Below are 15152 nucleotides of genomic sequence, written 5' to 3'. Positions count from 1 at the left end.
TTTTATAATGAGTAACGATTTTTTGAACCAGTTGTGTGAGCGTCCCTTCAATTACGATCACAAAGACAGCTTTATCGAGTAGCCCAATATCTTAGACAGTAAATAGAGCAAGTCTTATTCAATGACATTGCGAATAATGTTCTGAGATAAGCCACTAAGAATTTAGGAGTAGGTATGCAAGAACAAGACAAGCAAGTGCCAGTTGTAGATGCAGAATCTGATATCACTAATGAGGTGGTAACGACAGAAGCTACTGAAGTAGAAGCGAATTCGGTGGATAAAGCAGAAGTAGTGGCAGAGCCAGTCGCCGAAGAAGTGGTTGTCGAAGAACCTGTAGTTGCCGAAGAGCCCGTTGTCGAGGAACTCGTAGTTGCCGAAGAGCCAGTTGCCGAAGAGCCAGTTGCCGAAGAGCCAGTTGTCGAGGAAACAGCTGTAGAAGAACCGGTTGTCGAAGAGCCCGTTACTGAAGAAGCAGTTGTACAAGCACCTGAGCCTGAGCCAGAACCCGAGATTGAACGCGAATCAATGGAGTTTGATGTTATCGTTGTCGGCGGCGGACCCGCTGGCCTATCTGCTGCTATTCGTCTGCGTCAACAGGCTATCGCAGCGGGTAACGATGAGTTTATGGTTTGCGTGGTCGAAAAAGGCTCTGAGTTTGGCGCGCATATCTTATCAGGCGCGGTTATCGAGCCGCGCGCCCTAGATGAGCTGATTCCGGACTGGAAAGAGAAAGGCGCACCGCTTAATGTCCCTGCGATTGAAGATCGCGTTTATATGCTTGGTTCGGCGACCAAAGCCACAAAGCTTATGGATTCAGTGGTTCCAGCCCTCATGCATAATGACGGTAATTACATCGTCTCACTAGGTAATGTCGTACGTTGGCTCGCTGAGCAAGCTGAAGAGCTTGAAGTGATGATGTTCCCAGGCTTCCCTGCTGCTGATATTCTCTATAATGATGATGGTTCGGTCAAAGGTATCTTGACTGGCGATATGGGTGTTGCCGCTGACGGTGAAGAGAAGCCAAGCTTTGAGCCTGGTTATGAGCTCCTAGCAAAATACACTATCTTCAGCGAAGGTAGCCGCGGCCATCTAGGCAAACGTTTGATCAGCCGTTTCGGACTTGATAATGACTCTGACCCACAGCATTATGGTATTGGCCTAAAAGAGCTTTGGGACATCGATCCTGCTAAGCATGAAGAAGGCGTGGTACTGCATGGCTCTGGTTGGCCGTTGAGTGATACCGGATCTTCTGGTGGTTGGTGGCTCTATCATGCCGAAAACAATCAAGTCAGCTTCGGTATGGTCATTGACTTATCTTATTCTAACCCGTATATGTCACCGTTCGATGAGATGCAGCGCCTAAAACTGCATCCACTTATTCGCAATATCTTAGAAGGCGGCGAGCGTATCTCATATGGAGCACGAGCGCTGACCAAAGGTGGCCTCAATTCTTTACCCAAGTTTACCTTCCCAGGTGGCGTGTTAGCAGGGGATGACGCTGGTTTCTTAAACCCAGCCAAAATCAAAGGTACGCATACTTCTATGAAGTCGGGTATGCTCGCTGCTGAAGCTATCTTCGAAGCGATAGAAGCCGGCCGTCAGCATGATGAAGTAGTCGCTTATAGTACGATGTACAAAGAGTCTTGGTTGTATCAAGATAACTATGAGGCACGTAACTTCTCGCCGGCTATGCACCGTATGGGTCAATGGATGGGCGGCGCGTTCAACTTTATCGATCAAAACCTGCTTGGTGGTAAGATGCCTTTGACGATTCATGATAACTCGCATGACTATCATCACTTAGAGCGTGCAGCTCATGCATATCAGCCTACTTATCCTAAGCCTGATGGTAAGCTTATCTTTGATAAACTTTCCTCCGTATTTATCTCAAATACCAACCATGCAGAAGATCAGCCGGTACACTTAAAGCTGACAGATCCAACGGTACCTATCGCTATTAACTTACCCTTATATGCTGAGCCTGCGCGTTTATACTGCCCAGCTGGAGTTTATGAAGTGGTGAAAGATGCCGAAGGCGCTAAGTTCGTTATCAATGCGCAAAACTGTGTGCATTGTAAAACTTGCGATATCAAAGACCCCTCGCAGAACATCACTTGGGTAACCCCAGAAGGCGGCGGTGGTCCTAACTATCCGAACATGTAAGCACTATCCGAACATGTAAGAACTAGCCAAACAGGCAAGCACTGGCTTTTAGGGAAACAACACTAAAAAACCGCTCTTATCTAAGAGCGGTTTTTTTATGCTTATGCAAAGTAAAGATAACGTCTCGGCAACGCCCAGTTAACGCTTAGTCAATCCAAGCATCACGGTTGGCCTCGTCTTTTAATTTAACAAAATCATCTGGATCAAATTTGATTTGATCGCCAGTCTTGCCCGCTTTGACCTGATTCTCATAATCACGCAGTATTCTAAGTGCCACTGGCGATAACAACATAATAGCGATTAAGTTGGTCAATGCCATAAGTCCCATTGATAGATCAGCAAAGTTCCATATGGCAGGCAAGCTGGCAATAGCGCCGACAAATACCATTGCTAAAACCATAAAGCGGAAGATCATAATCATCACCTTGGCATTTTTACTACCAGAGATGAACTCAAGATTAGACTCACCATAGCTATAATTAGCAATGATGGAAGTAAACGAGAAGAAGAAAATCGCAATGGCCACGAAGATAACACCCCAATCACCGACGTACTGAGATAGAGCCAACTGCGTGAGCTGAATACCTTCTTGCTCGACATTGGGGTCCACCACGCCTGACAATATGATAATCGAAGCGGTGGCCGTACAGATAACTAGCGTATCCATAAACACCCCAAGCATCTGCATAAAGCCTTGCACCGCTGGATGATTGGGATTGGTTTGGGCAGTAGCCGCCGCATTGGGCGCTGAACCCATACCCGCTTCGTTAGAGAATAGACCACGCTTAATCCCATTAATGATAGCTTGAGCGATACCATAACCTAACACTCCGCCCGCGGCCTGCTCAAAACCAAATGCGGATTTGACTATTAAAGCAATCGCTGCAGGAAACTGGCTAAAGTTAGTAATGATAATAAACAGCGCTAATAAGATATACAAAATCGCCATTATCGGAACGATTTTACCTGCAATACGCGCCACTGAGCGTAGACCACCGAATACTACTGGTGCCACTAACACTACTAACAACAAACCGGTCATCCAAGTCGGAATACCAAAAGCTTCATTCGTCGCTTGCGCGATCGTATTAGACTGCACGCCATTGAATGCTAAGCCAAAAGCAATTAGCAGACAAACGGAGAAAAATACCGCCATCCAGCGCTTGCCTAGACCTTTTTCGATATAATACGCAGGACCGCCGCGATAGACATTATCCGTATGGGGTACTTTGTAAGCCTGCGCTAAAGTCGATTCGATAAAGCTGGTCGACATACCGACTATTGCCGTCATCCACATCCAAAAGATAGCGCCCGGACCGCCTAAATAGATAGCAATCGCCACCCCAGCTAAGTTACCAGTACCGACGCGCGCAGCTAGCGATGTCATCAAGGCTTCAAAAGAGCTGATGCCGCCATCTTTGCGTCCTTGATTAGACACCCATAACAGCTTCCACATATGTCCAAAATGCCGAAACTGCATAAAACGTGTCACTACCGTAAAGTACAGACCCGCGCCAATCAGTACAAACATCAACAAGCCATACCATGGATTGCTAGCGATCAACCAATCATTATTACCCCAAATAATACTCACACCGTAGTTCACTATACTGTTGAACCACTCCGCAATACTTCCACCCATGGTGTCACCTATTCTCTTTATTATCGATACCAGTATTTATCCATAAAACCACTGTGTATCAATTTTCCCTATCACAAAAATAATTTATTGTCTAGATATCTAAAACAACCTTAGCAAATAAAAGTGAGCTATCCTAATCACATCAAAAGATAGTATTTGTATAAGTATTTACTAAATAAATGACAACTATTTATTCTAAACTTCGTTGTCTTATTTGCTTTATCACTTTAATCTATCTTGTCAAGAGTACAGTATACCTGTCTTTGCGCCTTTAACTCATCTCATAACTTATTTTTATTTACAGTTTAAGAATACCGTTACCACAAAGTAATTTTAAATTACGTATTGTTAATTGACTCATTTTTGTATATATTCCTAATAAGTTTATGACTGTTCAGTATAGTCATCGGCAAGCAAGACAATAACGAATGTTTAAATGTGCAAATGTTATTGTGATTTGACGACGCTTATATGTGATGACACTGTCATATATCAATTAATGTTTGATAAAACTGGTTAAGTAAGCCGTTAGTCGTTATGCTTGTACCCTCTATACTTGTAACCTCTATATAAGTATTGAGAGTCGAATAAGTCTTTAGAGCCAAAATGGTTCAGCTTTATATAGATAGCACTGAGTTATGAATGCGATAGACGTTAAGCCGCGAGTGTTAACTCTCAATCGTTAAGTCAATATGACTCATTAGCAGCGGCTCGACCATCTTGTTTTATTGTTAGGCAAAAGGAGTTGTCCTATGGAGAACCACAACGATCCATCCGGTTATTGGCGCGCCAATGTCCGTCTCATTTTAGGTAGCCTAGTCATTTGGGCACTATGTTCTTATGGATTCGCAATTTTATTGCGTCCCCTCTTAGCAGGTATCAGAATCGGTGGTACTGACTTAGGCTTTTGGTTCGCTCAGCAAGGTTCCATTGCCGTATTTATCATTCTAATTTTCTTCTACGCGTGGCGTATGAATAAGTTGGATAAACAATACGGCGTAGACGAGGAGTAGAGCATGAGCCAATATCTGATTAATATTATTTTTGTAGGGGCGTCTTTCGCGCTGTACTTCGGTATCGCGATTTGGGCACGTGCTGGTTCAACCAGTGAGTTTTATGTTGCAGGCGGCGGCGTGCATCCAGTTGTAAACGGTATGGCTACCGCTGCTGACTGGATGAGTGCGGCGTCCTTTATCTCCATGGCAGGTTTGATTGCTGCTGGTGGTTATGGTGCTTCAACTTATTTGATGGGCTGGACAGGCGGTTATGTACTACTCGCTATGTTGCTTGCCCCATACTTACGTAAATTCGGTAAGTTTACGGTTCCAGACTTCATTGCCGATCGCTTTTATTCTAAGACCGCCGCTATGATTGCGGTGGTTTGTTTGATTGTCGCCTCCACCACTTACGTTATCGGTCAGATGACAGGTGCTGGTGTTGCTTTCTCTCGTTTCTTAGAAGTTGAAAACGATACCGGACTGATCATCGCCGCTGTCGTTGTCTTCTTCTATGCCGTATTAGGCGGTATGAAAGGGATTACTTACACGCAGGTAGCACAGTACGTGGTGCTAATGATTGCTTATACCATTCCAGCAGTCTTTATCTCGCTAGAATTAACCGGTAACCCAATCCCAGGTCTAGGCTTGTTCTCAAACCATGTTGAGTCAGGCATTCCTATCTTAACTAAGCTTGATCAAGTCGTCACTGACTTAGGCTTTACCGCTTATACCGCTGACGTCCCGAACAAGCTCAATATGGTGCTGTTTACCTTATCATTGATGATTGGTACAGCTGGCCTACCGCACGTTATCATTCGCTTTTTCACCGTTCCTAAAGTGGCCGATGCACGTTGGACAGCGGGTTGGACACTAGTATTCATCTCGCTATTGTACTTTACCGCTCCAGCGGTAGGTGCGATGGCTCGTCTAAACCTCATTGATACGGTCTATCCACAAGGGGTTGCAGAAGCACCTTTAGAGTATGACCAACGTCCAGATTGGATGCGTACATGGGAAGATACGGGACTGATTAAGTACAACGATCTCAACAATGACGGCCGCATTCAGATGTATAACGATAGTGGCCTTGGCGCAGCGGAGCTGGCTTTAACCAATGCCGAAACCGAAGGTGGTGATGTTGGCGCGGCTACTACAGCCGTCGAAGAGGCTCGTGTTGCCAACGATACTGCACTTGATGGACGTTTTGCTGATGCTGGCTGGGCAGGTAACGAGCTGGATGTGAACAATGACATCTTAGTACTCGCTAACCCAGAGATTGCGCAGCTACCACCTTGGGTTATCGGTCTGATCGCTGCAGGTGGCCTTGCCGCTGCACTATCGACAGCAGCCGGCCTACTCCTTGCGATTTCATCCGCTATCAGTCATGATTTAATTAAGCGTAATCTTAATCCAAACATCACCGATAAAGGCGAGTTGCAAGTCGCTCGTATCTCTATGGCAGTTGCCATTGTCGTCGCAACTTGGCTCGGACTCAATCCGCCAGGGTTTGCAGCACAGGTGGTTGCTCTTGCCTTTGGTATTGCTGGAGCATCCTTGTTCCCAGTACTGATGATGGGTATTTTCTCTAAGCGTATTAATAACTTAGGCGCTATCTGCGGGATGCTCACCGGTCTACTCACAACCTTAGTTTACATCTTTGTCTTCAAAGGTTGGTTCTTCATTAGTGGTACGGCGAACTTCCCTGATACTGCAGAGTACTGGTTGTTTGGCATCTCACCATTATCCTTTGGTGCTATCGGTGCGATACTGAACTTTGCCGTAGCCTTCGCGGTGTCTTACGCAACCAAAGCACCACCACTGCACATTCAAGAGCTAGTAGAGAGCGTACGTTCTCCGCGTGGAGCTGGCGGCGCAATCGACCACTAAGCTATTGTATAAACAGTGAAATCTATCGGTTATTTATCTATCACTCACAGGCAGCAACTGCTTGTGAGTGATTTTTTATTCGCTTATCACTATACTAGCACTGGCACAAACAGACTTTCTCTAAGCTGTTTTGGTTATATTCAGTGCTGATCGCATTAAGGAAAGTTCTATGCTTTTTGAGTTTATCGCTACCATAGCCGCCGCTTTTGGCATGGCAGGTTTGGCCCTTGTTATAACTCATCTCACCAAAATAGCAGGCAAGCGCGCGCCGAAATGGCTGGTGCCTTTATTTGCCGCTATTGGTATTTTTGGTTTTCAGATTCATCAAGAGTACAACTGGTACCATCAGCAAGTCGCTAAGCTACCTGAGGGCGTAACCGTAGTAAAAACTGCCGAGAGCTCAGAATGGTTTCGTCCTTGGTCTTATATAAAACCGCAGATACTGCGTTTTATCGCGGCGGATAGCGGCAATGCTACGATGCACGTAGATAATCCAGATATGCGCTTGGTAAATTTATATTTGTTTGAGAGACGTCGAAGTGTGCAGCAGATACCGCAAGTGATTAACTGCGCTGCCCCTGCACGCGCAGATTATGTGTTTCAAGACAAGACAAGCGAGCTGACTCTCGATGAGCATGTCAAGCAGACGACTGCCTGGCGTCCATTAAGCACAGAAGATCCATTATATATCAATGTCTGCACAGATCAGACGTAAGAGCTTTATCAACAAAGGCGGCACGTGCTGTTGCAAGCCAATTGGCTTAGAGCGGCTTAGTCGTTTTATAAGCGTGCTTTGAGTTGGCCCCTATTAGTAATCCGGCGCACAGACCACCGAAATGCGCTGCAAAAGACACCCCTGGCTGCGGCATTAGACCTTGTTTAATGGTCAGCCAATACCCTGCTCCCATCACAATACAAGCAAGCAAATAGCCCCAACGCCGTGCAAAAACAGCGCCGCCTATCATATAGCCAAGCATCGCAAAACATAACCCCGACGCGCCAATATGAATGGTCAAGGGTGATGCTATCACCCAAGTGGCCACTCCTGAGGCGACAATAAGCTTCAATATTGTACGATAAGCATTGTTTTCAAACAGCCCAAACAAAAACAATATCTGCAATAATATAAAAGTATTGCCCATCAAATGAGCAAAATTACCGTGCATCGTCCATGACGCTATCACGCCTATCATACTACCCAAATCTAGGGTGCGCGGCACAATACCGAAGATATTCCATAAGCCAAATAGCACGCTTTCATTCAGAAAAAACATGCCCCACATCGGTACCAATACAAAAGCGTATAGCCCTATGACCTGCTTTAGGCGTGTTATAACCAAAGATAGTATAGCTTGCCAATTCATCGATTGCCTCTTAACATTAACTGATAACCCTTCAAAACAGTGTTAGCATCAGTGAGAATACTTTATATTGTATCCAGCTGAAATGACTCATACCTTAAGTGCAAAAAGTGGTTGCACAGTTGGCTTGAAGGTCAAAGTCGACGCCACCTCACTGGAGTCTAAATAGCTATTATCATGCAGTAGCGAGGTAGAACGATAAGGGACTAAAGCGGTCGGCATAAAGCGCCGCGCCGCATCTATGTGCTTTATAGAGTCGTCAAAGAAGATATGCGGGGCAAAGGTTTTGAGCACCGATGTTTTCTCAAGCCCTCCCAAAAAGAACGCCATATCCACATCTACGCCCCAAGCTCGCAAGGTTTTTATCGCTCGCAGGTCTGCAGGAGCATTGCGGGCCGTCACTAAAGCAATCTTAATCGGACAGTGATGCACTTTGGCAGGTAGGCGCTGCTGCAGCTTTGATAGCTTAATTAATAGCTCGGCATAAGGGCCCTTTTCGATCGGTAAGTCGATCATCTCAGCTTCCCTATCATGAAAAGCTTGTAGGCCTTGTTGTTTATACAATAGCTCCCCTGAGTCGTCAAATAAGACCGCATCACCATCGAAGGCAATGCGTAGCTGATCGGTATCCAGCTCGTAAGTATTGACTGGAGTGGCATCCAATATCGCACAAGCGCAAATGTTGGCATCGGCGACTTGCTGAGCGTCCTCACGGTTGGTCGTCAAAAACAGATCGACATTAAAATCTTTGATATATGGAGCGACAGGACTTCCGGATACAAAGGCGGAACGTGAAATATTCAAACCGTTGTCACGAATGGCATTGAGCACTTGAATGCCAGTATCAGGACTGCTCTTTGAGACGATGACGACTTCCACAAGTGGCGACTCGGTCGTTAAATCCGCTGATAGACAGTCGTTACAGTAATTATTTAGATTCAGCAGCGCTTTGATTAATGGATATCCTGCACCACTATCTAATGGCTGATCTTCACGCTTCGCCATATAATCGCGAAAATCCTTTACTGCCTCGTCAGGGCGCTGCTGTAGTAGCTGTAAAAGGTGGTTCTCAGACTCCGTTAAATCAAACAATGCTGTCGCTGATATAGCCACTATTAAAGTATTGGTTAAATCGACTGCCATATTATCCGTTCTCTATTCTAAGCATGGTATTGGTTAATGCTCATCAGTTTAGCAATTAAACCTCAGTAGGTAAGTAAGATTTTTATTATTGGCAACTCTTTAATAGTAATCCCTTTTGTACTGATAATTTATTAAATAACACTTAATTATCATTATTATTTATTAAAATAAACTATATAATAATATTGAAATATATCCCCTTGGCCTCAAATAAATAGCTAAGAGTAATAAATCAATGCTCACCAACAGATATTAAAAAATCAGGAAAGAATAATGAATAATACTGTAGCGAATAGTAAAAAAGATATTGTGACCCAATCGCGTCAAATCGAGCAGCTTTTTGCTGGAGTCGATACCCAAGACGGCGCTGGTGTTAAATTAACTCGCGTACTGACGCAGCAGCTGCAACAGCGCCTCGATCCGTACTTGATGCTAGATAACTTCAAAAGTGACAATCCAGATGATTATGTCGCAGGGTTCCCCAATCACCCGCATCGCGGCTTTGAAACCATTACTTATATGATTACAGGCCGTATGCGTCATCGTGATAGCGCGGGTAACGAAGGGCTATTACAGAACGGCGGCGTGCAGTGGATGACAGCGGCGAGCGGTGTGATCCATTCAGAGCTACCGGAACAAGAAGACGGCGCGATGGAAGGCTTTCAGCTGTGGCTTAATCTACCTGCCAAAGATAAAATGCATGACCCTTGGTATAAAGATTTCCAAAGTGAGGACTTGCCTAAATACACAACTGAAGATGGCGTAGACGTTACGGTAATCGCGGGTAGATCGCATGGCGTAGAAGGTGCAGTCACCCGCGACATTACTGAGCCGACGTATTTAGATATTCATCTACCAGCAGGAACGAGCTTTAGCCAAGCCATTCCAGCCGATCACAATGCGTTTACCTTTGTCTATCGTGGTACGGTAGATATCGAAGGCGAAACCGTGCCGAATAAAACCATGGCTATCTTAAAAAATGACGAAGATGCCGATGGCGTTACCATTACTGCTGATAGTAGTGAGGATACCAAAGTGATCTTAATCACGGGTCGCCCACTACGCGAGCCGATTGTGCAATATGGCCCCTTTGTCATGAACAGTCAGCAAGAAATCATGCAAGCGGTCACTGATTTCCAAAGTGGTAAGTTTGGTGAAGGGGCTTAGTGGTTAGGCTAGTTTGTTAACTACTCTATTAAATGTGAAAGCCCGTATTATTTGCTAATATGGGCTTTTTTTATGTAATCAAACCATAATAATTATTCAAAGCTGTAGCAAGCAAACTTCCAGCTACGCCTAACTCAATCTGCCAACTTGTATTAATTGCTTTAGATAACATTGACTCCATCCAAGATTTGACTGAAGGACCAAATTTATCTTTTTCAGTTACAGAAAAACTTTGATCACTATCAATAGCATCTTTAAGCAAGTCGACGTCACTTTTATCAACTCCATTTTCCTGTAAAACTTTAGACAAAGCCTCAAAATCATTTTTTATGATGCTGTTCGTTACTTTTTGAGTATTTTCTGAGCCTAATAATATTGTTACATTATCTCCAAATATAGCATTGTTAAAAAGGTTTGAAGCGTCGAATTTCCCAACTGCTTCCTTTAGTTCCTTGTCAGATTCTATATCAGAAAACTCAGAATTTAACTCAAGAACAAAATCTAGCAGACGTGATCTTACCTGCATTAAAATATTTGAAACACTAGCTATTGGTATTTCAGACCATGCTCTTTGAACTATATATGAATTGACCAAACCTTCTCCAAGCAATCCATTAAGCTCCATTGGCAATGGCCTATGAAGCATGACATCATCGCTATCAATCACCATTCTCTCAATGGTAGCTAGTGAATAATCTATTTTAGCTTCCTCTAACGAATGTTTAAACTCTCTATCTAGATGATTCATAGGAATTGGGTGCGAATTTACTGTGTAAGCTCCATTTGTTGCAGAAACACGACTTGGGCTGGAATAATGCGGTAATCAGGTAATTCATCATCTTGGCTGTATCCATTCAATTCTTTATTCACCCACATAACTAATTCTTTATGTCCCATCTTATGAAGAAGAACCTTAGTTTTGATTAGAGCATTGCTTAAAATACCATTATCAGAGCTTAATATTTCAATAATTTCATCTACTAACTTCATTACGCTCTATTTAATATTTATTTATAACTTGTCTAATTTTCATACTTCAGTTTGATTAATTAATATAGTATTAGGTAATGAATCAATACCTCAGGATAGGCTATTATTCTTTATAAATAGTGATAACTAACATAAATTTCACTTAATCGATAGGATAAGCATCATCATAGTGTTCGTCACATACTGGATGATCTTGGACATAACGTGTAGCTATTGCTTCGCAAAACTCGCATTCGGTTCCCTCAGGAACTACCCATTCATCACAATACGAACAATCTTCTTCTTCTGAGAAAATCTCATGCCCACATTCATCACAAAATATAACTTCTTCTTCTGCGCAATCAGGACAGGAAGAGAACTCTAAACCATCATATTCTTTATCGCACTCAGTACAACTTACTTGTTCTGTCATTATATTATTTCCTGTAGTAATAGAGGTAATCTTGATATTGTAATTAATAATATTTCAGTAATGTGCAATAGATATCTACCAATGAAAACTGCTAACAACTAAAAATAATTATATCTATATGATATTAGATTGTAAACGATGCCCGATTATCTAATATTTTTTTAGTTAACATTGGTAAATAATAAAGCGAAACTCAGATAGGATATAAAAAAAGCCCCCAACACTTATATGTTGGGGGCTTTTAGGAATAGAGAGCTGACGATGACCTACTCTCACATGGCCGGAGCCACACTACCATTGGCGCAACGATGTTTCACTTCTGAGTTCGGGAAGGGATCAGGTGGTGCCATCGTGCTATTGTCGTCAGCAAAGGGGTTTAGATATGAGTCTGTTGTGTGACTTTTAATAAGTATCACTTATCCTAACTGAATCAAGGATAAAGGTGATATCGATATAATGCTTGTCTAACTATAGAACCAAGTTCTGATAGATAGCTACAAACCACTTGGGTGTTGTATGGTCAAGCCAAACGAGCAATTAGTACAGGTTAGCTACACGCATCGCTGCGCTTCCACACCCTGCCTATCAACGTCCTAGTCTTGAACGGCTCTTTAGGGAAATCTAATCTTGAGGTGGGCTTCCCGCTTAGATGCTTTCAGCGGTTATCCCATCCGAACGTAGCTACCGGGCAATGCCATTGGCATGACAACCCGAACACCAGTGGTTCGTCCACTCTGGTCCTCTCGTACTAGGAGCAGATCCTCTCAAATTTCCAACGCCCACGGTAGATAGGGACCGAACTGTCTCACGACGTTCTAAACCCAGCTCGCGTACCTCTTTAAATGGCGAACAGCCATACCCTTAGGACCTGCTTCAGCCCTAGGATGAGATGAGCCGACATCGAGGTGCCAAACACCGCCGTCGATATGAACTCTTGGGCGGTATCAGCCTGTTATCCCCAGAGTACCTTTTATCCGTTGAGCGATGGCCCTTCCATACAGAACCACCGGATCACTAAGACCTACTTTCGTACCTGCTCGACTTGTGGGTCTCGCAGTTAAGCGCGCTTTTGCCTTTATACTCTTCGACCGATTTCCGACCGGTCTGAGCGCACCTTCGTACTCCTCCGTTACTCTTTAGGAGGAGACCGCCCCAGTCAAACTACCCACCATACATTGTCCTCGGTATTGTTATACCTGAGTTAGAACCCCAACATGACCAGGGTGGTATTTCAAGGATGGCTCCACAAACACTGGCGTGTCTGCTTCAAAGCCTCCCACCTATCCTGCACAAGTCAGGTCAAAGTTCAATGTAAAGCTGTAGTAAAGGTTCACGGGGTCTTTCCGTCTAGCCGCGGGTACACAGCATCTTCACTGCGATTTCGATTTCACTGAGTCTCTGCTGGAGACAGCGCTGCCATCATTATGTCATTCGTGCAGGTCGGAACTTACCCGACAAGGAATTTCGCTACCTTAGGACCGTTATAGTTACGGCCGCCGTTTACTGGGGCTTCGATCAAGACCTTCGCATACGCTAAGCCCATCAATTAACCTTCCAGCACCGGGCAGACATCACACCCTATACGTCCACTTTCGTGTTTGCAGAGTGCTGTGTTTTTAATAAACAGTTGCAGCAGCCTGGTATCTGCGACTACCAGCAGCTCAAGGAGCGTGTCCTATCACCACCAATAGCGTACCTTCTCCCGAAGTTACGGTACCATTTTGCCTAGTTCCTTCAGCAGAGTTCTCTCAAGCGCCTTGGTATTCTCTACCTGATCACCTGTGTCGGTTTAGGGTACGATTCGTTTATGACTATCGCTTAGAAGCTTTTCCTGGAAGCCTGGTATTTGCCACTTCGTCCTACAAGTAGGACTTGCTATCAGATCTCGACCATATAGCAGCCCGGATTTACCTAAGCTGCAAGCCTACATCCTTTCACCTAGATAACCATCACTAGGCTGACATAACCTTCTCCGTCCCTCCATCGCATCATAAACAAGTATCGGAATATTAACCGATTTCCCATCGACTACGCCTTTCGGCCTCGCCTTAGGGGTCGACTCACCCAGCCCCGATTAACGTTGGACTGGAACCCTTGATCTTCCGGCGTGCGAGCTTTTCACTCGCATTATCGTTACTCACGTCAGCATTCGCTCTTGTGATACCTCCAGCATGCTTTACAACACACCTTCACAGGCTTACACAACGCTCCCCTACCACTTGAAAACAATTTTCAAATCCGCAGCTTCGGCTCCTAGTTTGAGCCCCGTTACATCTTCCGCGCGGGCCGACTCGACTAGTGAGCTATTACGCTTTCTTTAAAGGATGGCTGCTTCTAAGCCAACCTCCTAGCTGTCTATGCCTTCCCACCTCGTTTCCCACTTAACTAGGAATTTGGGGCCTTAGCTGGCGGTCTGGGTTGTTTCCCTCTCCACAATGGACGTTAGCACCCACTGTGTGTCTCCCGGATATCACTCATCGGTATTCGGAGTTTGCATCGGTTTGGTAAGTCGGTATGACCCCCTAGCCGAAACAGTGCTCTACCCCCAATGGTGTTCGTCCGAGGCGCTACCTAAATAGCTTTCGGGGAGAACCAGCTATCACCGAGTTTGATTAGCCTTTCACCCCTATCCACAAGTCATCCCCTGGCTTTTCAACGACAGTGGGTTCGGTCCTCCGGTGCCTGTTACGGCACTTTCAACCTGCTCATGGATAGATCACTCGGTTTCGGGTCTATACCCTGCAACTATGACGCCCTATTAAGACTCGGTTTCCCTACGGCTCCCCTAACGGTTAACCTTGCTACAGAATATAAGTCGCTGACCCATTATACAAAAGGTACGCGGTCACCACGCAAGGTGGCTCCCACTGCTTGTACGCACACGGTTTCAGGTTCTATTTCACTCCCCTCACAGGGGTTCTTTTCGCCTTTCCCTCACGGTACTGGTTCACTATCGGTCAGTCAGGAGTATTTAGCCTTGGAGGATGGTCCCCCCATCTTCAAACAGGATTTCTCGTGCCCCGCTCTACTTAATATGTTATCTTCAGAATTTAAAATACAGGACTATCACCTACTATGGTCAGCTTTCCCACGCTGTTCTTCTATTCTAAAGATAATCGGCTTCTCCCCGTTCGCTCGCCGCTACTTGGGGAATCTCAATTGATGTCTCTTCCTAAGGGTACTGAGATGTTTCACTTCCCCTCGTTCGCTTCTTATACAAAGTATAAGATACCTAGCTTATGCTAGGTGGGTTTCCCCATTCAGAAATCTCCGGATCACAGGATATTGCCGCCTCCCCGAAGCTTATCGCAGGCTGTCACGTCTTTCATCGCCTCTGACTGCCAAGGCATCCACCATGTGCGCTTAATTACTTGACCATACAACCCCAA

General features: G+C 44.8%; 11 protein-coding genes and 2 rRNA genes. 5 read left to right on the top strand and 8 right to left on the bottom strand.

Translation table 11 applies throughout. The annotated features are described in order from the left end of the window. The first annotated feature begins 525 nt into the window (after positions 1–525). A complete protein-coding gene (locus tag W234_RS0107645; RefSeq protein WP_037059361.1) occupies positions 526–2163 on the top strand; it encodes an electron transfer flavoprotein-ubiquinone oxidoreductase in 1638 nt (545 codons plus the stop codon). 145 nt (positions 2164–2308) lie between these two features. Here the strand turns inward: W234_RS0107645 and W234_RS0107640 are convergent, their stop codons facing one another. Further along, positions 2309–3805: an alanine/glycine:cation symporter family protein gene (locus tag W234_RS0107640; RefSeq protein WP_025646239.1), complete on the bottom strand. Its 1497-nt coding sequence runs from the start codon at positions 3803–3805 to the stop codon at positions 2309–2311. A gap of 752 nt (positions 3806–4557) precedes the next feature. Here W234_RS0107640 and W234_RS0107635 point away from each other — a divergent pair. The 3 genes from W234_RS0107635 (at position 4558) to W234_RS0107625 (ending at position 7405) form a co-directional block, all read left to right on the top strand. Next, positions 4558–4818: a DUF4212 domain-containing protein gene (locus W234_RS0107635; RefSeq protein ID WP_025646237.1), complete on the top strand. Its 261-nt coding sequence runs from the start codon at positions 4558–4560 to the stop codon at positions 4816–4818. A 3-nt stretch (positions 4819–4821) separates the two neighbouring features. Then, positions 4822–6690, top strand: a complete 1869-nt coding sequence (locus tag W234_RS0107630) for a sodium:solute symporter family protein (RefSeq protein WP_025646235.1) — start codon at positions 4822–4824, stop codon at positions 6688–6690. Between the two features lie 169 nt (positions 6691–6859). Next, positions 6860–7405: a hypothetical protein gene (locus tag W234_RS0107625; RefSeq protein WP_025646233.1), complete on the top strand. Its 546-nt coding sequence runs from the start codon at positions 6860–6862 to the stop codon at positions 7403–7405. A gap of 46 nt (positions 7406–7451) precedes the next feature. On the opposite strand, the gene W234_RS0107620 is transcribed toward W234_RS0107625, so the two are convergent. Together W234_RS0107620 and W234_RS0107615 are read right to left on the bottom strand one after the other, a co-directional pair. Beyond that, entirely contained in the window at positions 7452–8054 is a 603-nt protein-coding gene (locus W234_RS0107620; protein ID WP_025646232.1) for a rhomboid family intramembrane serine protease, read from the bottom strand. Between the two features lie 87 nt (positions 8055–8141). Then, the gene (locus tag W234_RS0107615; protein ID WP_025646230.1) at positions 8142–9194 is read right to left on the bottom strand and encodes a 5'-nucleotidase; all 1053 of its coding nucleotides are present in this window, start codon (positions 9192–9194) and stop codon (positions 8142–8144) included. A 273-nt stretch (positions 9195–9467) separates the two neighbouring features. Between W234_RS0107615 and W234_RS0107610 the strand changes: the two genes are divergently transcribed. Continuing rightward, positions 9468–10361 (top strand): pirin family protein, encoded by an 894-nt coding sequence (locus W234_RS0107610; RefSeq protein ID WP_025646227.1) that lies wholly within the window; start codon positions 9468–9470, stop codon positions 10359–10361. A gap of 70 nt (positions 10362–10431) precedes the next feature. Here the strand turns inward: W234_RS0107610 and W234_RS13835 are convergent, their stop codons facing one another. The 5 genes from W234_RS13835 to W234_RS0107590 all read right to left on the bottom strand — a co-directional run bounded on the left by W234_RS13835 (position 10432) and on the right by W234_RS0107590 (position 15140). Further along, on the bottom strand, positions 10432–11109 hold the full coding sequence (locus tag W234_RS13835; protein WP_198013357.1) for a hypothetical protein: 678 nt from the start codon (positions 11107–11109) through the stop codon (positions 10432–10434). A 17-nt stretch (positions 11110–11126) separates the two neighbouring features. After that, a complete protein-coding gene (locus W234_RS14940) occupies positions 11127–11351 on the bottom strand; it encodes a hypothetical protein (RefSeq protein WP_198013356.1) in 225 nt (74 codons plus the stop codon). Between the two features lie 142 nt (positions 11352–11493). Then, entirely contained in the window at positions 11494–11763 is a 270-nt protein-coding gene (locus W234_RS0107600; protein ID WP_025646225.1) for a hypothetical protein, read from the bottom strand. A gap of 253 nt (positions 11764–12016) precedes the next feature. Continuing rightward, positions 12017–12131: ribosomal RNA gene (gene rrf / locus W234_RS0107595) — 5S ribosomal RNA — on the bottom strand. 148 nt (positions 12132–12279) lie between these two features. Continuing rightward, positions 12280–15140 (bottom strand): 23S ribosomal RNA (locus W234_RS0107590). Positions 15141–15152: the final 12 nt, after the last annotated feature.

It is taken from the genome of Psychrobacter sp. TB15, assembly GCF_000511655.1.
Lineage (GTDB): Bacteria > Pseudomonadota > Gammaproteobacteria > Pseudomonadales > Moraxellaceae > Psychrobacter > Psychrobacter submarinus.
Note: the sequence above shows the minus strand (reverse complement) of the source record. Positions and strands in the feature narration are given on the sequence as shown.